Source organism: Methylobacterium fujisawaense (assembly GCF_039619325.1).
In the GTDB taxonomy this organism is placed as follows: Bacteria; Pseudomonadota; Alphaproteobacteria; order Rhizobiales; family Beijerinckiaceae; genus Methylobacterium; species Methylobacterium fujisawaense.
Genome location: NZ_CP155000.1, coordinates 2,660,192 through 2,683,102, shown reverse-complemented (window position 1 = coordinate 2,683,102; position 22,911 = coordinate 2,660,192). Strand labels below are relative to the sequence as shown.

Below are 22,911 nucleotides of genomic sequence, written 5' to 3'. Positions count from 1 at the left end.
GGCTCAGCGCAGGAAGGTCGGTGCGACCCACCATACAGGGTGGGCGGTGCGCAGGGCTGCGGCGGCCCGCACGGCCGCGCGCCGGTCGGCGAACAGCGCGAACACGGTCGCGCCCGAGCCCGACATCCGCGCGAGGCGGCAGTCCTGGCCGCGGAGGGCCTTGAGCGCGTCGCCGATCACCGGCGCCACGGTCAGGGCCGGTGCTTCCAGATCGTTGCGGGCCCCGGCCAGGGCTTCCAGCAGCGCGCCGGTCGCCATGTCTTGCGGGATCGTCGGATGCGGCGCGCCCGGGAGCTCCTGGCCGGCGGCGAGGCCCAGCGCCTTGAAGACCGGTGCGGTGGGCACCGGAACGCCGGGATTGATCAGCACCGCGGGCAGCGGCGCGAGCCCGAGGGCCGGGCCGATCTCCTCGCCGGCACCGCGCATCATCCGGGCCCGCGGGACGAGGCAGACCGGCACGTCGGCGCCGGTCTCGCGCGCCACCGCGCCGACGGCCTCGTGGTCGAGGGACAGCCCGTTGAGGCGTGCCAGCAGCCGCAGCGCCGCGGCGGCGTCGGAGGAGCCGCCGCCGATCCCCGCCGCGACCGGCAGGCGCTTCACCAGATGGAAGGCGCCCACGCGCAGCCCCGGCACCCGCGCGGCGAGCCCCCGGGCGGCCCGGAGGACGAGGTTGTCGTCCGTGGGACCGGCCGGGCCGGCGGTGGGCCCGCTGACGGTCAGGCCCAGCGGGGCAGCGGGATCCAGCGTCAGGCGGTCGGCAGTCCCCGCGAAGGCGACGAGGCTCTCAAGCACGTGGTAGCCGTCGCCGACGCGGCGGCCGAGGACGTGGAGCGTCAGGTTGACCTTGGCGGGGGCGCGATCGGCGAGAAGGGTCACGGGGTCTCGGTCGGGTCGTGGCGGTTTGTCCCGAGGCTCTACAGCCTCGTGGACCAGAACAACAGCTCAGCGGGTGTCTCCGCCGAACGCCCCGTGCGGCCGATAGGGCAGGGCGTCGCCCACGCGGATCGCGGTCAGATCCTCGGCGAGTTCGACCAGCCCGTCGCTTCCCGCAAGGCCCGACAGAGCTCCGCCGGGCGCCGGCACGGCCTCAGGCAGACCGTCCGGGCCGGCGCGCAGGCAGACGCGCAGATATTCGCGCCGCCCGGGACGCTTCTCGCGGGCGAAGCCGCTGCGGACCGCCATCTTGGGCGCCGTGTCGTGTGCCCCGGAGAGATGCAGGACCAGGGGACGCAGCACCGCAAGGGCGGTCACGTAGGCAGCGGCCGGATTGCCCGGCAGGCCGATGAAGGGCGTGCCGGCCACGGTTCCGAGTGCCACCGGGCGACCGGGCTTGATCGCCAGCCGCCAGAAGGTCAGCGCGCCCGAAGCCTCGACCGCGGCGCGGACGTGATCCTCCTCGCCGACGGACACGCCCCCCGATGTCAGGATCAGGTCGTGGGACGCGGCGGCGCCCGCGATGCGCGCCCGCAGAGGCCCCGGCTCGTCGCGCAGGATGCCGAGATCGACCGGGTCGGCGCCGAGCCGTTTCAGGAGCGCGGCGAGCATCGGCCGGTTGGCGTCGAAAATGCCGGCCGGCGACAGCGGCTGGCCGGGCGGCGTCAGCTCGTCACCGGTGGAGAACAACGCGACCGTCAGGGGCTTCCGCAGGGGCAGCGCGGGCATGCCGCAGGCGGCGGCGAGCGCGATGTGCTGCGGCCCGAGGCGGGTCCCGGCGCGGATCACGATGCTGCCGCGGGCGACGTCCTCGCCGGCCCGCCGCCGGTTGGAGCCCGGCAGCAGGCCCTCGGGCAGGACAACGGTGCCGCCCTCGATCCGCACGTCCTCCTGCATGGCGACGGTGTCGGTCCCCGGAGGCATCGGCGCCCCGGTGAAGATCCGAACCACCGCGCCCGGATCCGGATCGGCGGCCGGATGGCCCGCCGGCACGCGTCCGCCGATGGGCAGGCGCGTTTCGCCCTCGACCGCGAGATCGCCGGCCCGCAGGGCGTAGCCGTCCACCGCGGCATTGTCGAAGGGGGGCAGATCGAGCGGCGCGATCAGGTCCTCCGCGAGGACCCGGCCATCCGCACCCGCGAGCGGAACCGTCTCGATTCCGGACAGGACCGGAAGCCGCGCCCGGATCAGCGCCACCGCGTCGGCGACCCGCATCGGCGCGGGTGCGGCGTCGAAGCAGTCGGGGCTCAGGCGGCCCATGGCGCTGCGGGCTCAGACGGGGGCGGGCGGGTCGGCACAGGCGGCCTCGCGGGCTGGGACGAGTCGCCTTGCGGCATCGGCGCCGCGCGATCAAGCCCGGGCCTTGGTCCCGGCAGGTCAGATCCTCTAGGCTCCCGCGCATCATGGCGTTTCCCGAATCCGTCCCTCTCGCGCTTCCCTGCCAGCGCCACCTGTTCGAGATGCCTGCCGACATCTGCTACCTCGACGCGGCGGCGTGGTCGCCGCTTCCGCGGGCCGTGCGCGAGGCGGGCGAAGCGGGAATTCTGGTCAAGAGCCGACCCTGGGACCATCCCCGCGCGGTGGTCCCGGCTTGGGCCGAGCGGGCGCGCGCAGCGGCCGCCCGGCTGATCGGGGCCGGCGCGGACGATATCGCGATCGTCGGCGCGGTCAGCCATGCCATGGCGGTGGCCGCGCACAACCTGACTTTGAGACCGGGCGGTCGCCTGCTGCGCGTGGCCGACGAATTTCCGTCCCTGCGATTCGCCTTCGACCGCCTGGCCGAGCGACAGGGCCTCGTGGTTGAGGAGATCCCGCGCCCTTCGGACGGGGACTGGACCGAAGCCGTCGCGGCCGCGATCACGCGGCCGGGTGCCGCGCCGCTTGCCCTCGCGACCCTGACCCCGCTGCACTGGACCGATGGCAGCCTGATCGACCTCGACCGTCTCGCCCCCCTGGTCCATGCGGCGGGCGCGGCCCTGGTGATCGACGCGACGCAGGCCGTGGGCGCCGTTCCGGTGAGCGTCGCCCGGTGGCGCCCCGATTTCCTGGCCTTCCCCACCTACAAATGGACCCTCGGTCCCTATGGCCTCGCCTTCCTGTACGCGGCGCCGCACCGGCAGGACGGGGCGGCCATCGAGGAGAATGTCGGGAACCGGCCGCCGGCCGTCGGCGCACGCCGCTACGACCGGGGCGAACTCTACGATCCGGTGGCGTTGTCCATGGCCGTAGCCGGGCTGGAGCTGATCGCCGAATGGCGCGTGCCGGCCATCGCCGCCCGCCTGCGCGGGCTGACAGACCGCTTGGCGGTCGGGGTCGCCGCGTTCGGCCTGACGCCGATGCCGGCGGCCTTGCGGGCACCACACATCCTGGGATTGCGGCCGCCTGCGGGGATGCCGACCGATCTCGTCGGGCGCCTGCACCAGGACAAGGTCTTCGTGAGCGAGCGCTCCGGCGCCCTGCGCATCAGCCCGCATGTCTGGGCGAACGACGACGATCTCACGCGCTGCATTGCCGCACTGCGCGCCGCGTGCCAGGGCGTCATCTGAGACCGATCGGGCGCGGATCCTTCGACGCAGGCGCAGAGCCGGAGGAATGCGGATGCTGCGCCACCGGCCGGCTCTCGATGACGGTGCCGGAACACCGTCGGCGCGCCCACACGGAGACTGTCCACACCCACATGCCCGATTCGATGCCGCGTCCCGGTGATTGGCTCCGGATCCCGGGTCCCGGCCGTCGCCGCCTGCCCGGACCGATGCGCGCCGTCCTCTCCGGGCGGTTCGCCGTGATCCTGTCAGGCGAACTGATCCAGAGCCTGTTCCATTTCCTCCTGAACATCCTGCTGGTGCGCGAACTCGGCGCGCACGATTACGGCTTGTTCGCCATCGTTTTCGCGGTCGGTGCGGTCGGCATCACCTATATCCGGGCGCTGGTCGCGGTCCCGGCGACGATCCACGTCGCCCGGAGCCTGGGGCGGCCCGCGGCGCTCGGCTACGACGTGATGTTCGGCTCGGGGGCGGTGCTCGTCTCGGGCGTCATGGCGACAGGCGTCGGCTTGGTGCTGATTCCGGTGATCGGCCTCGGCGCGCTTGCGGCGGGAGCCTTCGTGGGCCTCTACGCCTTCCGGAGCTATCTGCGGATCGTGCTTCTCGCCCGCGGCCGTCCCCGGATCGCCGGCCTGAGCGATCTGGTCTACGCGGTCTGCGGCGGTCTCCTGGTCGCCCGCTGGCTGAACGGCGAGGGCGCGGCGCTCTTGGATCGGGCCTTCGCGGCGATCGCACTCGCCCACGCGATCGCGATCGCCGTGGCGTACGGGGCACTCCGCGAGCGGATCCGCTTCTCCCTCCATGCGCGGGCACGGGCGCGCTACCGGGCGATCTGGCGGACCCTCGCTTGGTCTCTGGCCGGCGTCACCAGCCTGACCGTGCAGGGGCAGGGGCTGACCCTGCTGCTGGCGCTCCTGGCCGGGCCTGCCGCCTACGCGCCGATCGCCGCCACGATCGTGCTCTATGCGCCGCTGCGCATCCCGGCGAGCGCGCTGCTGAACATGATCCTGCCGGAGATCAGCCGGCTGCTCGCGGCCGGGCAGGTCGACGCCGCACGCCGGCTCGTCATCCGCAACGGGATCCTGCTCGGCAGCGCCTGTCTCGCCTATGGAGCGCTGATGGCGGCCGCCCTGCCGCTGATCGAGGACATCCTGTTCAAGGGGCGGTTCGCCGACCAGCCGATGGGCTGGATCGGGCTCGGCGTCTGGGCGGTGGTGACCGTGTCGCTCCTCTACGCGATCCCGCGGGCCTATCTGGAGGCCTCCGCGGCGTTCCGGACCATCACGGCGGGTGCGGTGGCGAGCGCCGCCCTCGGCATGGCCGTGATGGTGCCGGTCCTGCTGCTGATGATGCCTCCCGCCACGGCGCTCGTCGGCCTGCTGTCCTCCGAGGTGGCCACGCTGGTCTGGTCGGTCTCGGCCTTTCGGACGCTGGCCCGGCATCCGAGGCCGGCGCGGCCCGTCGGCGTCCTGTGAAGGGCGCGGCGGCGCTCAGCGGAGGGAGAGCAGGACGGGCGCCAGTTTCCGCAGCGCGGGCGTCTTGCTGTAGATCCAGAGCGGGTTGTGCTGGACGACGTGGGTGCACAGGCCGCGCTTGAAGTCGAAGACGGGACGGTTCACCGCCGGATCGATGCCGCCGAAATCGAAGACGCGGCAGCCTTCCGCCTTCGCTCGTTCCACGAAGCGCCAGACGGCGAGGGTGGCGGCGCCCGTCGCCCGGGCCCGCGCGTTCGAGGCCGTGTAGAAATCCGTGCAGCGCGTGTCCGACAGATGCGCGATGCGCACGAGGATGCGCTCTCCCTTCTCGCGGACGTCGAGGAAGAGCAGGTGCTCGTCCTCAGCCGCGATGTCCCGGTAGGCCTTCGGCTGCAGCGTCGTGGCGAAACCCTTGCGCTCCCGCAGGGCCGCGAACATCGCGGTGAAATCGTCGAAGGCCGACAGGCGCTCGGCTCGGTCCGTCAGGAAATGCGTCGTGACCTCGGTGTTGCGCTCCGCCTTGCGCAGGGCCTTGCGCCAGCGCTGCTCCATACCGGCCTGGATGGCGTCGAGATCCTGCGTCAGGTCGAGTTCGAGAGTGTGATCGTGCGCGCCGATCACCGGGGTGAAGCCGTGCATCAGGAGAGCCAGCGTCGCATCCCGTGTCTCGAACTGCTCGTAGTCGATGGCGAGGATGTCGAGCCGACCGAGGGCGAGGTGATCGATGAACGCCGCGAACACCGCCTCCGCGCGGTGTGTCCCCGCCTGGGTCAGCAAGGGGCCGCCCTGGACGTGGATGAACCGCGCCGGCCCCTTGCGACGGGTCTGCCACTGGATGAAGGCGAGATCCGCGCCGTCGCCGGTCACCACCGCGCGCCGCACCGCCAATCCGCGCCGCATCTTGTAGGCGCCCCAGGGACTGCCGCAATAGATGTTGGCGCCCGGGCAAGCCCAGATCCGTCTGTCCCAGTCCAGGGCATCCGCAGTCTCCTGAACTGCGAGCTTGGCCGCCATGTCGCTCCTCGTCCTGCCCAGGCAGGGTTGTCCGCGCTGCACGCTCATCGATCAGGCGCGGTCGCATTGCATCCTTGCGCCGCCGATCGTCCACAGGGTGACTGCCGCACTGCGCGCCGAATCCCCGTCGTGACCAGCGGGTCTTCGAGGCCTCGGAGCGGATCCGCGAAGCGGTGGACGACCGTCAGTTGCCGTACGATCCGCCCCGCCCCGCCCCGCCCCGCGCGGCTGCGGTGCTCGGCCCCGATCGCTGAGGGCGAGCCCGGTCCCATGACCGGCTCCGTCGCCGGATCGGAACCGAGGCGAATGCGAGGACGCCGGCCTTAAGCTGCCGGGCGGGCCGGAACGTCCGCGGCGCGCGCGGCATCCGTCGCCCGCGGGCGGCGCAGCGTCGTCCGGACGATCGCCTCGATACCCTCGGCCGCCGAGGCTTCGGAGAACAGGCTCTCGTAGCGTGCCCGCGCCGCACGGCCGAAATCGCGCCAGCGCGCCGGGTCCGCGACCAGATCCGCCAGCACGGCGGCGATCGGCTCCGGGCCGCCCGACGGAACGATCCAGCCGGTCTTCCCGGCCTCCACCACCTCCGGAAGGCCGCCGATGGCGGTGACGAGCGGGGGAACGCCGTAGGACATCGCCTCGATCGCCACGCGGCCGAGGGATTCCGGTCGCTGCGACGGCATCGTGACCACGTCGGCCCAGCGGTAGAGTGCCGCGGGATCGGCGACGAACGGCGCGAGGGTGACCTGATCGGCGAGGCCCGCCTCGGCGATCCGATTCACCAGGGCCTGCTCGCGGGCGTCATCCTCGAAGGCACTGCCGACGATGCGCACCTGGATCCGCTGGCGCACGGGTTCGGGCAGCGAGGCGAGGGCCTCCACGAGGACGTCCTGTCCCTTGATCCGGCTGATCCGGCCGAGCATCAGCACCCGAAGCGGGCGAGACCCGTCATACGCAGGCCGGTTCGGCTCCACCGGACCGGCGATGCCGTTATAGACGACGCGGGCTGTGGTCCCGTGGGGCAGGGCGTAGGTTCGCTCGGTGGCCCGCGAGTTGAACACCACGTTGGCGCCGCTCCAGCGGATCAGACCACGCAGGACCTTCAGCACAACGCCTTCGGGGATCTCGTGGACGTGCACGATGCTCCGGCCGGGCGCGAGCCGGGCGGCCAACAGATAGTCGGCCACCACGGTGGTGTTGATGTAGACGAGGTCGCTCGCGCGGATGCGACGCAACGCACGGATTATGGCGATGGGCAGCGTCAACAGACCCAGAGTTGCGAGGCGCGCCAGATTCTTGCGCCGGAGGATCCAGAGCGGTGCGATGACGATGTCGTTGGCGAACGGCTCCAGCCCGGCGACGATCGGCCCGCGCCGCGGGAGCACCACGTCGATCCGCGCGGTGGGATGGGCGGCCCGGATGGTCCGGACGGTCTCGATGAAGCAGCGATCCGAGCCGTACAACTCGAAGCCCTGATGGACGCAGGTGATCCGCAGACGCGACGCGGTGTCGCCCTCCGCGCGCATGGCGGCTGCGAAGGCGCGATCGTCGTCGCTGACGCGACCCGACTTAAATCTTGGGCTATCAACCATAAGTCTATTTCTGTATTTTTGCAGCAACTAGCGGTTGTAATCGCATCGCGCCGTAACTGTATCCTCGGGCTTTACAATAGGGGCCCTTAATTGGGAAGGAAGGTCCATGGCTGACCGCGCACCGAAACTACTTATCCTTGGCACGCGCGGAATTCCGGCTGCCCATGGCGGCTTCGAGACTTTTGCCGAACGTCTGGCGCTGTTCTTGGCCGGTCGCGGTTGGCAGGTCGGGGTGTACTGTCAGCGGGACGTCGAGACGGTGCGGGAGCGCATTTCGACTCGCCTCTGGAACGGCGTCGAACTGATCACCGTGGAGACCGGCCTGAGCGGCCCTGCCGCGACTCTCGCCTTCGACGCCATCTGCACGCACGATGCGGCGACACGCGGCGGCGTGTGCCTGGTGCTCGGGTACAACGGTGCGGTGTTTCTGCCCTACCTGCGGGCGCGCGGCGGACGGATCGTGACGAACATGGACGGCATCGAGTGGCGCCGTCCGAAATGGTCGCTGCCCGTCCGCGCCTTCTTCTATGTCAGCGAGTGGATCGCCGCGTGGTCCTCGCAGCGGTTGGTGGCCGACCATCCCGGGATCGCCGACCATCTCGCCCGACGCCGGCCGCGCGCGGCCATCACGACCATTCCGTATGGCGGCGACCCTCCGGCCGAAACCGGACCGCCGCCCCTCGGGCTCGAGCCCGATCGCTACCTCGTTTCGATCGCTCGCATCGAGCCGGACAACAACATCCTGACGCTCGTCGAGGCGTTCTCACGCCGCGCCCGGGGCATGCGGCTGGTCGTCCTCGGCACGCTGAATGTCGGCAACCCGTACCACCGCGCCGTGGAGGATGCCGCCTCGCCCGAGGTGCTGTTCCCCGGCGCCATCTATGAGCCCGAGCAGGTTCAGGCCCTTCGGGTTCATGCGCGGGCCTATCTCCACGGTCACACCGTGGGCGGCACCAACCCGTCGCTGGTCGAGGCGCTGTGGGCAGGCAACGCCGTGATCGCCCACGACAATCCGTTCAACCGGGGCACGGCCGGCGACGATCAGTTCTACTTCACGGATCGGGACAGCTGCGCCGCAGCGATCGCGCATGTCCTCGCCGACGAGGCCGCGGTCGCGGCGGCCCGCAAGGCCGCACGGCGGCGCGCCGAGCGGTTCCGCTGGGACGACGTGCTGGCCTCCTATGAGGACACGCTGCGCCGGGTCGGCGGCTACCCGCCGGCACCGGACGTCTCGGCCACCGAACCCGGCGCCGTTCTCGTCGGCGCCGCATCCGGTCCGGAATGGTAGGCCCAAGCCGGCGCTCCCTGCTCGTTGGTGCCCTCGCAGCGGCGGGGGCGCGACCCGCCCGAGCGACGCCTGCGCCGATCGCGTTGCGTCGGGGCATCGCCCTGTGGCCGTGGTTCTCGCTGACCACCGAATATCCGCCTCCGCGGACCGACTATGCCTGGCCGCCCTTCCAGGCCGGCCGGCCGATACCCACGCCCCGCGACCTGGGGCAGCTCGCCGATCTCGGCTTCGACTTCGTGCGACTGCCCCTCGATCCCGGACCCTTCGTGGCCTTCACGGGCACCCGGCGCACCGAACTTTTCGATGCGCTCTCCGCCGCCATCGATGCGATCCTGGCGGCCGGGCTGCGCGTCGTGGTCAATGTCCAGGCCAATGCCGCGACTCACCATTACACGCCCGACGCGTTCTACGGTTCGGACCGGGCGCCGCTGTTCTCCGCCTATCGCGACCTCGTCGGCGCCCTCGCGCGCCTGTGTGCCCGGAAGGATGCCGGCCAAGTGGCCCTGGAACCGGTGAACGAGCCGCCGCAGGCCTGCGGCGCGCTCGCCTGGAATCGGGTCCAGGACAGGCTCCTCGAGGCGGCCCGGGCGGCGGCACCGGCGCTGACCCTGGTGGCGACGGGATCCTGCGGCAGTCTCGTCGCCGGCCTGACCGCGCTCGATCCGGGCACCCTCGCGCGGTTTTCGCCGCTGCTCTACACGTTCCACTTCTACGAGCCGTACCTGTTCTCCCATCAGGGAGCGACGTGGCTTACCGAGGAGCCGTTCTATCGCTGGCTCACGGCGGTTCCCTGGCCCGGGACGCGCGGCAGGCTGCGGGAGACGCTGGCGGTGATCGGCGCGCGCATGGACGCGGACCGCACGGTGACGCAGGCCGAGAAGGCGCGCGATCGGGCGGTGATTGAAGCGAAGCTGCGCGACTATTTCGAGGCCGCGCCCGGCCCCGCCTACATCGCCGACGCGATGGCGCCGGTTTCGACCTGGGCGGACCTCTACGGCATCGCCCCGGGACACGTTCTGATGGGCGAGTTCGGGGCCCTGCGCACCGATGCCCGGTTCACGGCGTCCCGGGCTCCGGACCGGGCCGCCTATATCCGCGACGTCCGGATGGCGGCCGAGACGAATCGGTTCGCCTGGTCGTTCTGGAATCTCTTCGACGGCCTCGGCTTCATGGACGACGCGCACGTCGCCGATCCCGCCCTCGTCGCAGCGCTCGGGCTCCGGAGCCGGTCCTGATACGGCCGCCGATCCGGCCGCCCTCCGCTCACGATCAGGCGCGCCCCCGGGCGGGGAGGGGCGGGAACAGCACGATGAGCATCAGGGCGAACTTGGCGAGCAGGGTGGTCTTGCCGGCCAGGCCCTCGAAGGTGTTCACCAGGATCACGAAGGCCAGGATCGGCAGCCAGACCCCGCGCCGACAGTCCCGCGCGACCTCCGCAAGGTAGAGCCCCACCGCGATCACCAGCACCGCCGTCACCAGGATGCCGTGATAGAGCACGGCCGAGATGATCGAATTCTCGATGCCCCATTCCAGCCCGTAGATCCGGCGCAGGGTGTTCACCTGTAGGAAGTCGGGGCCGAGCAGGAGCTGCCGGAACGGGATCGCGTCGAAGACCGAGAGCATGTCGACCCGGGCCTTGGCGCTGCCGCCGTCCGAGACGAACCGGTCCAGGAGGGTGTCGAAGAAGCCGGCAGCGGCCAGGATAGCGACCAGAACCGGCAGCAGGGTGAGGGCGAAGCAGGCACCGGCCGCCGCCGCCAGCGGAACGCGGCCGGTGCGCAGGGTGCGGTTCAGGGCCACGAGGCCCACGCCGCTCCCGAGAACCAGTGTCGTGACGGTGGCCGAGCGACCGCCGAACGTGACGAGGGCGACCAGCTGGAGGCCGATCATCGCGGCGCGGGCCATCGGCGCCAGCCGGCCACCACCCTTGGCGAGCGCCAGGATGTAGCAGGCCGTCAAGGTCGCGTTGGCCAGCGGATGCCCCTGCAACGCCGCCGAGCGGGTGTCGGATTCGAACGCGATGCCGTCGAATCGATAGGGGAAGAATCGCTGGCCGCTCGCCAGTTCGAACAGGCCGAGCAGGGCGTTGGCGAGCATGACCCCGTGGAAGACGGTCTCCAGCCGGCCGAGCGTGGCGGCGTCGCGGTCCATCAGCAGGATCGGGATGAGGCCGGCGAGCACGAAGGTATCGATCGAGCCGGCGAGGCCCGCGCCGCCCCGGGCCGCGATCAGCGCGAGGAGCGCCACGCCGCAGGCGGCCAGGAGCACGCTGGCCGGTCGTCGGTTCAGCGCGACTGCCACCGGGATCACGGGATTGCCCGCCCGCACCAGCGTCCAGCCGATCAGGATCACCGCCAGATAGGTGGCCGGGTGGATCTTGGAGGCGGCCGAGCCGGTGATCCCCTCGTAGTTGAACCCCAGCACCCACAGCAGGCCGCCGGAGACCCCGACGAGGAGGAGGGCCCAGAGCGACAGCGCCGCCGCTTCCACCCGCAGGAGGACCCGCAGAACCGGACCCGGGCGCGCCACCGCGGCGCGGCGGCGCGCGACGGCGGTCTGCCGGAGGGTCCTCACGCGGTGCGCCGGGTGAGGAGCAGGGAGCCGGAGACCGGTCGGCCGAGGGCCTCCGACGTGTCGACGAGGTCGATCAGATCGCGCTGGCGCGTCGCACCGTTGCAGGCGACCAGCAGCAGCCGGTCCGCGGCGGCGGCCAGAGGGCCGAGCCGCAGATTCTCGGTCAGCACGCCGCCATCCACGATCACGAGGTCGAAGCGTCCTTTCACGCCCGCAATGAAGCGCTCGATGTTGGCGGGTGTCAGGGCGTCGCGCAGGGGCTTCACCGTATCGCCGAGTCCGATCCGGCGGGCACCGGAGGCCGGGTCGGTCTGCGTCACGGCGTTGAGGCTCTGCTCGCCGCGCAGCACGTCGAGCAGGCCGCCGGTGCCGGAGCCGTCGGATCGCAGATCGGCATCGATCCGCAAAACCCGGTCGCCGCGCCCGACCGCCACGGCGGCGAGCAGCGCGATCACGGCCCGGCGCTCCGCATCGTCGGATTCGCCCGAAGTCACGAGCAGCGCCAGGGAGCGGCCGCGGCTGCTTGAGGTCGCGGCGAGGTGATCGAGCGTCATGCTCGCCGCGCTCGCGCTCGCGCCGCCCGGCCGCAGGCCGGGCAGCACCGCGACGACCGGGGCGTTCGACAGGCGCTCCAACTGCCGGGACGAGAGCACGGTCGGCGCGAGGTATTCCCGCGTCAGCGCGAGACCGGCGCCGAGGCCGAGGCCACCGGCGAGGGCGGCGGCGACCAGGATCAGGCGCGGTGGCCAGCTCGGATCCTGCGGCGGCCGCGCCGCGGTGATGATCCGCGCGTTCGAACTGTCGATGCTGGTCTGCTCCTTGATCTCCCGGGCGCGGACCAGGAAGGCGTTGTAGACCGAGCGCGCCGCGTCGACCTCCCGCTCCAGCTCGCGCTGCTGCACCGACGACTGGGCGTTGACCGCCGATTGCCGCTGCAGGCGCTCCAGCTCCGCCGCGAGGGTCCGTTCGTTGGCCTGGGCCCGCTGGGACTCGGTCTCGGCGGCGCCCGCGATCCGGTTCAGCTCGGCGTCGATCAGCCGGCGGACGTCCTGCATCTGCGTGCGCACGGCGGCGATGAACGGGTGGCGCTCGCCGAGATTGGTGCGCAGGTCCGCCTCCTTGGCCGCGAGTTCCGCGTACTGGCCGCGGAGCCGGTCGATCACTGAGGACTGGACGGCTTCCGGCATCGCTCCGGACCCGATCGCCTGCCCGCGCGCGTCGCGGATCCCCTGAAGGCGCGCCTTGGCCTCGGCGGTCCGAGCCCGTGCCGCGACAAGCCGCGCATTCAGGTCGGTGAGTTGCTGCTCGTTCACCAGCCGACCGCTGGAGGCGATGAGGCCGTTGCGCGCCTTGTAATCCTCCAGTTTCTTGTCGGCGGTGTTCACGGCGTTCCGCAGCTCGTCGAGGCGCCCGCGCAGATCGCCCGCGGCGCGCTTGGCGGCGTCCGAGCGGGCCTCGGTCTGGTCCGTCAGGTAGGCGCCCGCGATGGCATTGACGATCCGCGCCGAGAGATCGGGATCGGTCGTGGTGACGACCAGATCGATCACGAACACCTTGTCGGCGCGCTTGACCGCGAGCCGGCGTCGCAGCTGGTCGAGGGCGCGGCCGCGCGCATCGACGCGGCGTTCCGGTCTCGGCGCGGTCAGCATCTCGCGAAGGGACGCCAACGCACGGGCGACGCCGCTCTCCTGCGGAACGCCGAAGCCCGGCACCCGCTCGAGGCCGGCCTGATCGACCGCCCGCCCCAGGACGGCGTCCGACTCGATCACCTTCACCTGGCTCTCGACCTGCGCGATGCCACCATCCGGCGACAATGCAGCGGGATTGACGTCGTTGGTGACGACCTGACGGTCCCGGGGATCGATCAGGATCTGTCCCGTGGCCGTGTAGAGCGACGGCGTGATCAGGGCATAGGCCAGCACGGTGAGTCCGAGCAGCAGCGCCGTTCCGAAGACCAGCCACTTGCGCCGCCACAGGATCCGCCACAGGTCGCCCAGCTCGGCCGTCGTGTCCGGACGGTTCGGGCCCGGACGCTCGGGATGCGCCGGGTGCACGGGGGCGAGCCACGTCGCGACAGCGATGTTATGGTCGATCTGTGCCACGATCGGTCACCGTCGTCTCAATCCGGGTCGGTCCCTCGCGGGCGCCTTCTTTACTGCAAGAGTCGCGCAGTCTGCGGACAATGTATCGGGCCCCCGATCAGCGCCTCAATCGCGCGGATGACTGGGGGCATGGTAAACAATCGGCACGCGGCGCGGTCCCGGATGACTGCGTCGTTCCGATTGTTGCTACAGCATGTCGGTGGCGCGCGGCTCGCACACGTCGCCGCATCGCGGAGGTCTGTCGGCAGGCCGACCTTGCCGGCTCGCCAGCCGCGCAAAGACAGCGCCTTCGTGCTGAGGCTTTCACCGATACGGAGTGCCATCGGCGTGGATAACCTCTACGGCATGCTCTATTATCCCATCGGATAAATTGTATTGATCACATGGCGTCGTAGCATTGTCTAAATTCGCGGCCTGCGATCCAATTTTGGGTGCGCTCTTATGCAGACAGTCAGTTCCGAGGACCGGGCCGGTGGGCGGCGCGATGTCAGTGCCCATCTGCGTCGGATCGCGGACGTGACCGGGGTGCCGGTCGCGGCCTTCTTCGGGACTCCGGCATCGCGCCCGCTGGCCGATCTCATCGAGCTGATCCGCCTGTGGCAGTCGGTCGCCGACGAGGAGGGCCGCATCGAGATTCTCGCGGTGGCCCGGGCCCGAGCGGCCAGCGCGAAAGACGGCGGAGCGGCGCCGGCCTGAAGCGACGACCTGCGGTTTTTGGTACGCACGGCCCTGGCGGGATCGGGTCAGGACCGCTACATGATGACAGCGGGGCTGCAGAGTTCGTCAGGAGCACTATCCCCGGGGCCTTATCGACTCCCTCGGGAGCTGTCCCTGGCCTCGTCCCTGGACTTGGCCAACACGGCGCCCACCTACGCTGTAGGTTTCCCGGGATCGATCCTCCAACGGCTCACGTGGCTCCGCACCCGACCCCTCCCCAGGCCAGCGCCGAAGCTCCGGACGTCGCCCGAAAGGCGGAACTCCGTTGCGCGGCGCTCGCAGCCCGCGACGCCCTCGATCCCGCGGCTCGGCAGGCCGCCTCGGCGGCGATCGGACGTGTGCTGCTCGCGCTGCCCGAGCTTGCCCAGGCCCGTCTGGTGGGTGCCTTCTGGCCGATCCGCAGCGAAGTCGACCCCCGCCCCGCCGTCGAGGGCCTGCGCGCCCGTGCCCAAACCGTGGCCCTGCCGCACGTCACGCCGGACGGCTTGGTGTTCCGCGAATGGCGCGTCGGCGACGACTTGATCGCCGGCCGATTCGGTCTCAGCGAGCCCGATCCGTCGCTTCCGCCGTTGGAGCCCGACGCGCTGATCGTCCCGCTCGCCGCCTTCGACCGGACCGGTCAGCGTATCGGATACGGCCGCGGCTACTACGACGGCGCGATCGCGCGCCTCTCCCGGACCCGTCCGGTCCTGACCGTCGGCATCGGCTTCGCCGCCCAGGAGGTGGAGCGGGTGCCAGCCGAGCCGCACGACCGCCCCCTCCAGTTCGTGATCACCGAGTCCGGCGTGATCCGCTGCGACAGGACCGCCTGACCCATGCGCCTGCTCTTTCTCGGCGACGTCGTCGGGCGCTCGGGCCGCACCGTCGTGTGCGAGCGCCTGCCGCGCCTGCGTGAGCGGTGGCGCCTCGACTGCGTGGTGGTGAACGGCGAGAACGCGGCCGGCGGCTTCGGCATCTCCGAGGCCATCTGCGACGAACTGATCCAGGCCGGTGCCGATGCGGTGACGCTGGGCAATCACAGTTTCGACCAGCGCGAGGCGATGGTCTTCATCGCCCGCCAGCCACGCCTGGTGCGGCCGGCGAACTATCCCCCGGGTACGCCGGGCCGCGGCGCGACCGTCGTGGAGACGCAGGGAGGCGCCCGCGTCCTCGTCGTCAATGTGATGGGCCGCGTCTTCCTCGACCCGATGGACGATCCGTTCACGGCCGTGGAGCGGGAACTCACCGCCTGCCCCCTCGGTGCGGCGGCCGACGCCGTGATCGTCGACGTTCACGCCGAGGCGACGAGCGAGAAGCAGGCCTTCGGTCACTACCTCGACGGGCGGGCGAGCCTCGTCGTCGGGACGCACACGCACACGCCCACCGCGGACCACCGGATCCTGCCGGGTGGCACGGCCTACATGTCGGATGCCGGCATGTGCGGCGATTACGATTCGGTGATCGGCATGCAGAAGGACGAGCCGATCCGGCGCATGATCCAGAAGACTCCGGGCTCCCGATGGGAGGTGGCGGTCGGTGAGGGCACCCTGAGCGGCATCGCGGTGGAGACGGATGCGCGCGGCCTCGCCACGCGGGTCGCAGCCCTCCGCCTCGGGCCGAATCTGGAGGAGAGCTGGCCGCAATTCTGGGATTAGCGTCCCGTCCGGTTCTGCGGATGCCGGTTCGGCTTAGGACGAAGCGGCGGTCTTAAGCCTTTTGTGCTTCGCCGGTCCCGAAGGGGGTGGGCATAGCTTCCCGCTGACCTTCGCGAGACTTGATCGCGTGCGGGCCTACCCCCACAGTGCCCACGATCGGCGCCGGCATCCGGCTGCCGCGTAATGAGATCAGGTTAGAGCGACGGATGGCCGCCCGAGAAACCGGCGACGTTAACAAGGGGCCGCTGGCACAACCCGGGATCTATCTCGGGCGCATGGTCATCTTCTTGATCCTGGTGGGCTTCCTGGCCTTCATCCTGTTCAGGCAGATCACCCCGGCCTTCCTGGCCAATCCCGGACTCAACGGTCTCATCCTCGGGGTGTTGCTGATCGCGGTCCTGATCGCCTTCGGTCAGGTTGTGCGGCTGTTCCGCGAGACCGCCTACGTCAACGCCGTCGCCAACGGCGGGCCGGTGAAACGGCCGCCGGCCCTGCTGGCGCCGATGGCGCCGATGATCGCCGCGCGGGCTGGAGGCGCCACCCTCCCGGGCACCACCGGCTATCTGGACACGATCGCGGTGCGCCTCGACGAGGGCCGCGACATCCTGCGCTACATTGCCGGCATCCTGATCCTGCTCGGCCTGCTCGGGACCTTCTGGGGCCTCATCGATACGCTGTCGGCGGTGGGCGGCGTCATCAAAGGTATGCGCGGTGGCGGCGATGCCGGCGTGATGTTCGACGAACTGAAATCCGGTCTTGCGGTGCCGCTCTCAGGCATCGGCCTGGCCTTCTCGGCCTCGCTGTTCGGCTTGGCCTCGTCTCTGATCACCGGCTTCCTGGAACTGCAGGCGGGGCAGGCCCATGCCCGGTTCCACAACGAATTGCAGGACTGGCTGATGTCCGGCGCGACCGCGCCCGAGGCCGTGGCGACCGTCGCGGCGGTCCGGCCTGCCGCGGGCACGCAGGAATTGAAGGACGCCGTCGACCGCCTGACGGCTCTGGTGGCCGAGGGCGGCGGGAGCCGCGCGGCGACGCAGGCGATGACCAATCTCGCCGAGGGCATCCAAGGTCTCGTCCAGCACATGCGCGCCGAGCAGCAGATGATCCGCGACTGGGTGGAGGCGCAGGCCAGCCGCGAGCGCGAGCTGAAACAGGTGCTCGACCGGCTGGGCCGGGAGCGCGTCTAGTGGCCTCCACGGCGACGCGGACCCGGCGCACGCTCAATGTCTGGCCCGGCTACGTCGACGCGCTGGCGACGCTGCTCCTCTCGGTGGTCTTCCTGCTCACGGTGTTCGTGGTGGGGCAGTTCTTCCTGTCCCAGGAGCTGACCGGCCGGGACGAGACGCTGGCCAAGCTCAACCGCCAGATCTCCGACCTCACCGATCTGCTCGCCTTGGAGCGGACGAACCGCCGGAATCAGGAGGAGGAGGCGCGGAACCTCCGCACGACCCTCGCCGGCGTCGAGGCCGAGCGCGACCGGGCCAAGGTGCAGGCCGAGGCCGCGACCGTCAGTCAGGGCGCCGCGGGTACGCTCGACAAGCAACTGGAGGCCGAACGCGGGGCGACGAAGCGGGCGCTGTCTCAGATCGACCTGCTGAACGAGCAGATCAGCGCCATGCGCCGGCAGCTCGCCGCCCTGGAGGACGCCCTCTCGGCCTCCGAGAGCCGCGACCGGGAATCCCAGGCGCGGATCGCCGAACTCGGCAGCCGGCTGAACGTCGCCCTCGCACAGAAGGTTCAGGAACTGGCCCGCTATCGGTCCGACTTCTTCGGCCGCCTGCGCCAGATCCTCGGCAACCGGCCCGACATCCGCGTGGTCGGCGATCGGTTCGTGCTGCAATCCGAGGTACTGTTTCCGGGCGGCTCCGCGACCCTCAAGCCTGAGGCCGGGCCGGAACTCGACCGCATCGCCGGGGCCATCTCGGATCTCGCCAGGCAGATCCCGGCGGATCTGCCCTGGGTGCTGCGGGTGGATGGGCACACCGATGCGCGCCCGATCAGCACGTCGCAATTCCCGTCGAACTGGTCGCTCTCGGCGGCGCGCGCCATCGCGGTGGTCCAGTACCTCGCCGGCAAGGGGATCCCGCCGCAGCATCTCCTGGCGGGTGCCTTCGGCGAATTTCAGCCTCTCGAGGCCGGGGCGACCGAGGAGGCCTACGCCCGCAATCGCCGGATCGAGATGAAGCTCACCGAGCGGTAGGGCTGCGCGGCCCACCCGGGGGCCTCAGGCGCATCCGGCCTCAGGATCTGAGCCGGCTCCCCCGGTGAGGTCGGGATCGCCCAGTCTTCCCGGTCGAAGAGGGCTATAAAGACGCAAAATTTGTGTCCAATTCAATCTGTATGATTTTTACATGCTATCATCGAAGCGTGTTTTGCCTCCTGTATTTGCGGTTCATTCGCGGCCGTCTTGACGGACCATCGATTTAACCTCTCGTTATCTTTGATGCTCCAGGGTACCGGCGATCCGGGGAGTGTCATCGATGTCGAAGCTCAACCTGTTCCCGAACGCCGCTCGGCGCGACGTCAGCCATCTGCCCGGTCCGGCCACGGACGGGCACGCCGCTCGACGCCCTCCGGTGGGCCGCGATACGATGGAGTGTCTGGGTGACCAGGAGCCGCATGACGAGGCCGGCGCGATTGCGGCGGCCGTGCGGGTCTTCGAGGACGGGCTGATGCAAATGCAGGCGAGCGCGAGGGTTGCCGGCGCGGCGGACGCGGGTGAGGCTGTGGCCGACCAGGCGACCGGCCTCCTCGCGAGCATCGCCGGTCAGACGAGCCTCATGGCACTCCGGGCCGCAATCGAGGCGGTCCGTGACGGCGGGGAGGGGAAGGGCTTCGCGGTCGCCGCCGCGGACGTCAAAGATCTGGCCGGTCAGATGGCACGGGCGACGGATACGATCGTCGCGCAGGTCGGCCTGATCCAGGCCGCGGCGGAGCGGGCGCAGGGCGGGGCTGGGCATCGTCATCGCCGCGTCGCGCAGGCCTCCGCCCAGTGAGCGGCGCCGGCCGTCGCGGCGATGTCCAGACCCGCTCCGGCTAGTCCGCGACCGGCAGGCGCTCGCCGCGGCTGCGGGGCTCCTTGCCCCGTGCCGTTTCGTCCAGCGCATCGGTGAATTGCAGGTTCGCGAGCTGGGCGTAGAGCGCACCCTGCGTCAGAAGGCTCTCATGGGTTCCGGTCTCGACGATTCGGCCGTCGTCGAGGACCAGGATGCGGTCCGCGGCGCGAATCGTCGCGAGACGGTGGGCGATCACCAGCGTGGTGCGGCCCTGCATCAGCGTCGCGAGGGCGGCCTGGACCGCGCGCTCGGACTCGGCATCCAGCGCCGATGTCGCCTCGTCGAGGAGGAGGATCGGCGCGTCCTTGAGGATTGCCCGCGCGATGGCGATGCGCTGCCTCTGACCGCCGGAGAGGGTCACGCCGCGCTCGCCGACCTGGGTGGCGTAGCCCTGCGGCAGCGCCGTGACGAAACCGTGCGCGTTCGCGAGTTCGGCCGCGCGCCGGACCTCCGCCTCGCCGGCCTCCGGTCGGCCGTAACGGATATTCTCGGTGACGGTCCCGGAGAACACCACCGGGTCCTGCGGGACCAGGGCGATGCGGGAACGCAGGTGCTCGGGGTCGACCCGGGCGATGTCCGTGCCATCCACCAGGATCCGGCCGCTCTGCGGATCGTAGAAGCGCAGCAGCAGCTGGAACACCGTCGATTTGCCGGCGCCGGACGGGCCCACGATGGCGATGCGCTCGCCGGGTGCGGCCGTGAAACTCAACCCGCCCAGGGCGGCATGTTCCGGTCGGGTCGGATAGGCGAAGCGCACTTCCTCGAACGACACCGCGCCCCGCGCAGGCTCGGGAAGCGGCATGACGGGCGACGGCGCGCGAATTGCGGGTTCGGCAGCGAGGATCTCGGTGAGCCGCTCGGCCGCCCCGGCCGACATGGCGAGGTCGCCGTAGACCTCGGAGAGCTGGCCGAGGGCGCCCGCGCCGAACACGGCGTAGAGCACGAATTGCGAGAGTTCGCCGCCCGTCATCGTGTGATTGAGGACGCCCTGGGCGCCGTACCACATCACTCCGACAACCGAGGCCGAGATCAGGAAGATCGCGACCCCCGTGAGCAGGGCCCGGGCGCGGATCGAGGCGCGGGCGGCCAGGTAGGCCTCCTCGGAGGCTGCGGCGAACCGGGCCGCCGTCGCGGCCGAGCGGCCGAAGGCCTGCATGGTGCGCACCGCCCCGACGGCCTCGGCCGCGTACGCGGAGGCGTCGGCGAGGCGGTCCTGGGCCGCTCGGGATCGCCGCCGCACGCCGCGGCCCGAGACGATCAGCGGGAAGACGATGATGGGGATTGCGGCCAGCACCATCACGGACAGGCGCGGGCTCGTCACGACCATCATGGCCGTGGCGCCCACGAACAGGAACAGGTTGCGCAGCAGGATCGAGACCGAGACCCCGAAGGCCGACTTGATCTGCGTCGCGTCCGCGGTGAGCCGGGAGACGATCTCGCCGGATTGCGACCGGTCGAAGAAGGCAGGGTCGAGCAGGGTCAGCCGGGCGAAGACCGCGCTGCGGAGATCCGCGACGACCCGCTCGCCCAGGGACACCACCGTGTAGACGCGGGCCGCGCTCGACAGCGCGAAGGCCGCGACGACGCCGAGCAGAGCCAGGAAATAGGCGTCGATCACCCCCGAACCGTCGGCGGTGAACCCGTGGTCGATGACCCGACGCATGGCGATCGGCACGACCAGCGTCGAGGCGGAGGCGCAGACGAGGGCGATCAGGCCCGCGGCGATCCGCACGCGGTAGCGCAGGGCGAAGGGAAGGAGCGGCCGGAGGGCGCTCAGCGGGGCTTTGGGTCGGCCATCCGCGGCCGCCTTGGTCTTACGGGCCATCACGCCTCACGTGTTTTCTTTGTCCCGGTCCGCGGCGCTTGTGACCGGGGAGCGGCTGCGGTATAGGCCGCCGCTCATCCGATTGCGTGTGTTCAATGGCCGCGGGCCGCCACCACGGTCGGCTTGGACGTGCCGTTGCCACGAACCCATGGTTCGGTGCAACCGGTGATATCTTCCGCATTCCGGGCCGGGCGGCGCCTCCTGCGCTTCCCGCCGGCGTGCCAGACAGGGACCAAGGTCATGGCGAAGGACGCGGCCGCAAAGGCCAAGGGGACCGAGCACCCCGATTACCACTTCATCAAGGTCGTGATGACGGACGGTACCGAGTACCAGACCCGTTCGACCTACGGGAAGGAGGGTGACACCCTCAATCTCGACATCGATCCGCTGACCCATCCGGCCTGGACCGGCGGTGAGCAGAAGATGCTCGATCGCGGCGGCCGGGTGTCGCGCTTCAACTCGCGCTTCGGCAATCTCGGCAAGCGCTGAGTCCCGAACACCTCGCTCACGCGAATCGCGCAATCAGGCGGGCGGTCTCGTTTCGGGGCCGCCCGTTTTCGTGCGCGCTGCCCAGCGCACGTCCTCGCACAGCGGGGCGCATGGCCCTGTCCGGCGGATGGTCTTCAGTTCGAAGTGGAGACTTCTCGCGCAAGTTGTTTTTGGACTTAGACTTAAGAATTATTGATTTTTTGCGGAGAAAAACATAGGGAGATCGAGCGCGATCTGACCAGAGGCAGCGCGGCTGCCGTCGCGGGCGGGGTTTCTGCGTCAGGGAACGGTTGCAACGATGAGTGGGGCTCCGTCGATAGAGCATGTCGACCGCGCAAACATCGACCGGACTCTCTCGATCGAGCGCTTCGAGCCGAGGGCGGCACGTTACGGCTACGCCATCGCGATTGCCGCGGTGCTCTGCGCGCTGGCTGCGCGTGCGGCGCTTCCGCCCGGTCTTCCGTTCATCACCTTCTATCCCGCGGTCATCCTCACCGCCTATTTCTGCGGTCTCCGTCCGGCACTCGTCTGCACGATCCTATCGGGCGTGGCCGTGTGGTACGCCGTGCTGCCGTCGAACCTTCCAGCCACGGGCGCATCGTCGGCCGCCATCGCCCTGATCCTGTTCGGGATCGTCGTGGGCATCAACCTGATCCTCATCGAGAGGATGCGGCGGGCCTCGGACGCCAACGCGGCGTTGGCGCAATCCACGCGGCGGCTCATGGTCGAGCTCCAGCGTGAGACCAGCCTGCGCATGGCCCACGAGCAGCTCGCCGAGAAGACGCTGCTTCTCGATCTCGCCCTGCAGGCCGCCGATGCCGGAACCTGGCGCTACTGTGTTCGGACGGGGCGCGCCCAGCTCTCGGAGCAGATGGCGCGTCACCACGGCTTCGGCGACCAGCCCATCGAGATCGACGTCGAGCGCGACTGGCGACCGCGTATCCATCCCGACGATGCCGAGCGAACCTTGCGGGATCTCGGGGCGGCCATTGCCGGGCGAACGAAGTTCGTCACGGATTTTCGCGTTTTCCTGCCGGATGGCCGGGTGCGCTGGATCACCGGCCTCGGGCAGGTGGAGACCGACGCGGCCGGTGCCGTCACCGCGGTCGTCGGTCTCAGCCTGGACATCACCGCCCGTAAGGAGGCCGAGGCGAAGATCGCCCACATGGCGTGCCACGATCCCCTGACCGGGCTCGCCAATCGAACGCTGTTCCACGACCGTCTGGATGCGGAGATTGCCCGTGTCCGCCGGCACGGCGCCACCTTCGCGCTGTTCTGCCTGGACATCGACCGCTTCAAGGCCGTGAACGACACCCACGGCCACTCGGTCGGCGACGCACTGCTCCGGATCGTCGCAGCCCGACTTCAGGCCGTCATCCGCACGGAAGACATGCTGGCGCGGATCGGGGGCGACGAGTTCGTGATCATCCAGACCGAGGCCGAGCAGCCCGAGAGCGCTTCCGCCCTCGCCGAGCGCCTGATCGGCACCGTGGAGCAGCCGATCGAGCTCGAGGGGCATACCCTCTCGGTGAGCCTCAGCGTCGGGATCGCCCTGGCGCCCGCCGACGGCCACGATCCGCTGAGCCTCTACAACAGCGCGGACAGCGCCTTGTACCGTGCGAAGGCGCAAGGCCGGAACACCTTCCGGTTCGCGGGCTGAAGCCGGAGGCGA

General features: G+C 70.5%; 19 protein-coding genes and 1 other RNA gene. 13 read left to right on the top strand and 7 right to left on the bottom strand.

The window, feature by feature from the left end; all coding sequences use genetic code 11:
* Positions 1-3: 3 nt before the first annotated feature.
* Both ABC766_RS12680 and ABC766_RS12675 read right to left on the bottom strand, forming a co-directional pair.
* Positions 4-876, bottom strand: a complete 873-nt coding sequence (locus tag ABC766_RS12680; RefSeq protein WP_345822381.1) for a 4-(cytidine 5'-diphospho)-2-C-methyl-D-erythritol kinase — start codon at positions 874-876, stop codon at positions 4-6.
* 66 nt (positions 877-942) lie between these two features.
* Positions 943-2,193 carry a molybdopterin-binding protein gene (locus ABC766_RS12675; protein WP_345822380.1) on the bottom strand — a complete coding sequence of 417 codons (1,251 nt, stop codon included), beginning with the start codon at positions 2,191-2,193 and terminating at the stop codon, positions 943-945.
* Positions 2,194-2,336: 143 nt separating this feature from the next.
* On the opposite strand from ABC766_RS12675, the gene ABC766_RS12670 reads away from it, so the two are divergent.
* A complete protein-coding gene (locus ABC766_RS12670) occupies positions 2,337-3,479 on the top strand; it encodes an aminotransferase class V-fold PLP-dependent enzyme (protein ID WP_342144988.1) in 1,143 nt (380 codons plus the stop codon).
* 206 nt (positions 3,480-3,685) lie between these two features.
* Entirely contained in the window at positions 3,686-4,951 is a 1,266-nt protein-coding gene (locus ABC766_RS12665; protein ID WP_345822379.1) for a hypothetical protein, read from the top strand.
* A 15-nt stretch (positions 4,952-4,966) separates the two neighbouring features.
* Here the strand turns inward: ABC766_RS12665 and ABC766_RS12660 are convergent, their stop codons facing one another.
* Positions 4,967-5,965, bottom strand: a complete 999-nt coding sequence (locus ABC766_RS12660) for a GNAT family N-acetyltransferase (RefSeq protein WP_345822378.1) — start codon at positions 5,963-5,965, stop codon at positions 4,967-4,969.
* Positions 5,966-6,288: 323 nt separating this feature from the next.
* Entirely contained in the window at positions 6,289-7,554 is a 1,266-nt protein-coding gene (locus ABC766_RS12655) for a glycosyltransferase family 4 protein (RefSeq protein ID WP_345822377.1), read from the bottom strand.
* Between the two features lie 106 nt (positions 7,555-7,660).
* On the opposite strand from ABC766_RS12655, the gene ABC766_RS12650 reads away from it, so the two are divergent.
* A complete protein-coding gene (locus tag ABC766_RS12650; protein ID WP_342145492.1) occupies positions 7,661-8,842 on the top strand; it encodes a DUF1972 domain-containing protein in 1,182 nt (393 codons plus the stop codon).
* Positions 8,836-10,077 (top strand): glycoside hydrolase family 5 protein, encoded by a 1,242-nt coding sequence (locus tag ABC766_RS12645; RefSeq protein ID WP_345822376.1) that lies wholly within the window; start codon positions 8,836-8,838, stop codon positions 10,075-10,077. The genes ABC766_RS12650 and ABC766_RS12645 overlap by 7 nt, the downstream gene beginning before the upstream one ends.
* A 34-nt stretch (positions 10,078-10,111) precedes the next feature.
* Here the strand turns inward: ABC766_RS12645 and ABC766_RS12640 are convergent, their stop codons facing one another.
* Both ABC766_RS12640 and ABC766_RS12635 read right to left on the bottom strand, forming a co-directional pair.
* Positions 10,112-11,416, bottom strand: coding sequence for a VpsF family polysaccharide biosynthesis protein (locus tag ABC766_RS12640; RefSeq protein WP_345822375.1), 1,305 nt, complete (start codon positions 11,414-11,416; stop codon positions 10,112-10,114).
* Complete coding sequence (locus ABC766_RS12635; protein ID WP_345822374.1) at positions 11,413-13,518, bottom strand: exopolysaccharide transport family protein; 2,106 nt, start codon at positions 13,516-13,518, stop codon at positions 11,413-11,415. The genes ABC766_RS12640 and ABC766_RS12635 overlap by 4 nt, the downstream gene beginning before the upstream one ends.
* Before the next feature lie 516 nt (positions 13,519-14,034).
* Between ABC766_RS12635 and ABC766_RS12630 the strand changes: the two genes are divergently transcribed.
* From ABC766_RS12630 to ABC766_RS12600, 7 genes are all read left to right on the top strand, one after another.
* Positions 14,035-14,214, top strand: coding sequence for a hypothetical protein (locus ABC766_RS12630; protein ID WP_345822373.1), 180 nt, complete (start codon positions 14,035-14,037; stop codon positions 14,212-14,214).
* A gap of 69 nt (positions 14,215-14,283) precedes the next feature.
* Positions 14,284-14,440: non-coding RNA, 6S RNA (gene ssrS, locus ABC766_RS12625), on the top strand.
* Positions 14,430-15,047, top strand: coding sequence for a 5-formyltetrahydrofolate cyclo-ligase (locus tag ABC766_RS12620; protein ID WP_345822372.1), 618 nt, complete (start codon positions 14,430-14,432; stop codon positions 15,045-15,047). Before ssrS ends, ABC766_RS12620 begins: the two co-directional genes overlap by 11 nt.
* 3 nt (positions 15,048-15,050) lie before the next feature.
* The gene (locus ABC766_RS12615; protein WP_043382652.1) at positions 15,051-15,869 is read left to right on the top strand and encodes a TIGR00282 family metallophosphoesterase; all 819 of its coding nucleotides are present in this window, start codon (positions 15,051-15,053) and stop codon (positions 15,867-15,869) included.
* Positions 15,870-16,075: 206 nt separating this feature from the next.
* A complete protein-coding gene (locus ABC766_RS12610) occupies positions 16,076-17,056 on the top strand; it encodes a MotA/TolQ/ExbB proton channel family protein (RefSeq protein WP_043382654.1) in 981 nt (326 codons plus the stop codon).
* Positions 17,056-18,069, top strand: coding sequence for a peptidoglycan -binding protein (locus ABC766_RS12605; protein ID WP_075381337.1), 1,014 nt, complete (start codon positions 17,056-17,058; stop codon positions 18,067-18,069). Before ABC766_RS12610 ends, ABC766_RS12605 begins: the two co-directional genes overlap by 1 nt.
* Positions 18,070-18,349: 280 nt before the next feature.
* Entirely contained in the window at positions 18,350-18,865 is a 516-nt protein-coding gene (locus tag ABC766_RS12600; protein ID WP_342143624.1) for a methyl-accepting chemotaxis protein, read from the top strand.
* Positions 18,866-18,905: 40 nt separating this feature from the next.
* Here the strand turns inward: ABC766_RS12600 and ABC766_RS12595 are convergent, their stop codons facing one another.
* Entirely contained in the window at positions 18,906-20,750 is a 1,845-nt protein-coding gene (locus ABC766_RS12595; RefSeq protein WP_342143622.1) for an ABC transporter transmembrane domain-containing protein, read from the bottom strand.
* Positions 20,751-20,990: 240 nt separating this feature from the next.
* On the opposite strand from ABC766_RS12595, the gene rpmE reads away from it, so the two are divergent.
* Positions 20,991-21,239, top strand: a complete 249-nt coding sequence (gene rpmE / locus ABC766_RS12590) for a 50S ribosomal protein L31 (RefSeq protein WP_012322259.1) — start codon at positions 20,991-20,993, stop codon at positions 21,237-21,239.
* Positions 21,240-21,537: 298 nt separating this feature from the next.
* Positions 21,538-22,899: a diguanylate cyclase domain-containing protein gene (locus tag ABC766_RS12585; protein ID WP_345822369.1), complete on the top strand. Its 1,362-nt coding sequence runs from the start codon at positions 21,538-21,540 to the stop codon at positions 22,897-22,899.
* Positions 22,900-22,911 lie beyond the last annotated feature (12 nt).

What these genes read in the sequence shown, in the direction of transcription:
- ABC766_RS12675 (WP_345822380.1), bottom strand. Translation starts at nt 2,193, where the DNA reads ATGGGCCGCCTGAGCCCCGACTGCTTCGACGCCGCACCCGCGCCGATG.
- ABC766_RS12670 (WP_342144988.1), top strand. Translation starts at nt 2,337, where the DNA reads ATGGCGTTTCCCGAATCCGTCCCTCTCGCGCTTCCCTGCCAGCGCCAC.
- ABC766_RS12665 (WP_345822379.1), top strand. Translation starts at nt 3,686, where the DNA reads ATGCGCGCCGTCCTCTCCGGGCGGTTCGCCGTGATCCTGTCAGGCGAA.
- ABC766_RS12660 (WP_345822378.1), bottom strand. Translation starts at nt 5,965, where the DNA reads ATGGCGGCCAAGCTCGCAGTTCAGGAGACTGCGGATGCCCTGGACTGG.
- ABC766_RS12655 (WP_345822377.1), bottom strand. Translation starts at nt 7,554, where the DNA reads ATGGTTGATAGCCCAAGATTTAAGTCGGGTCGCGTCAGCGACGACGAT.
- ABC766_RS12650 (WP_342145492.1), top strand. Translation starts at nt 7,661, where the DNA reads ATGGCTGACCGCGCACCGAAACTACTTATCCTTGGCACGCGCGGAATT.
- ABC766_RS12645 (WP_345822376.1), top strand. Translation starts at nt 8,836, where the DNA reads ATGGTAGGCCCAAGCCGGCGCTCCCTGCTCGTTGGTGCCCTCGCAGCG.
- ABC766_RS12615 (WP_043382652.1), top strand. Translation starts at nt 15,051, where the DNA reads ATGCGCCTGCTCTTTCTCGGCGACGTCGTCGGGCGCTCGGGCCGCACC.
- ABC766_RS12610 (WP_043382654.1), top strand. Translation starts at nt 16,076, where the DNA reads ATGGCCGCCCGAGAAACCGGCGACGTTAACAAGGGGCCGCTGGCACAA.
- ABC766_RS12600 (WP_342143624.1), top strand. Translation starts at nt 18,350, where the DNA reads ATGTCGAAGCTCAACCTGTTCCCGAACGCCGCTCGGCGCGACGTCAGC.
- ABC766_RS12595 (WP_342143622.1), bottom strand. Translation starts at nt 20,750, where the DNA reads ATGGCCCGTAAGACCAAGGCGGCCGCGGATGGCCGACCCAAAGCCCCG.
- rpmE (WP_012322259.1), top strand. Translation starts at nt 20,991, where the DNA reads ATGGCGAAGGACGCGGCCGCAAAGGCCAAGGGGACCGAGCACCCCGAT.
- ABC766_RS12585 (WP_345822369.1), top strand. Translation starts at nt 21,538, where the DNA reads ATGAGTGGGGCTCCGTCGATAGAGCATGTCGACCGCGCAAACATCGAC.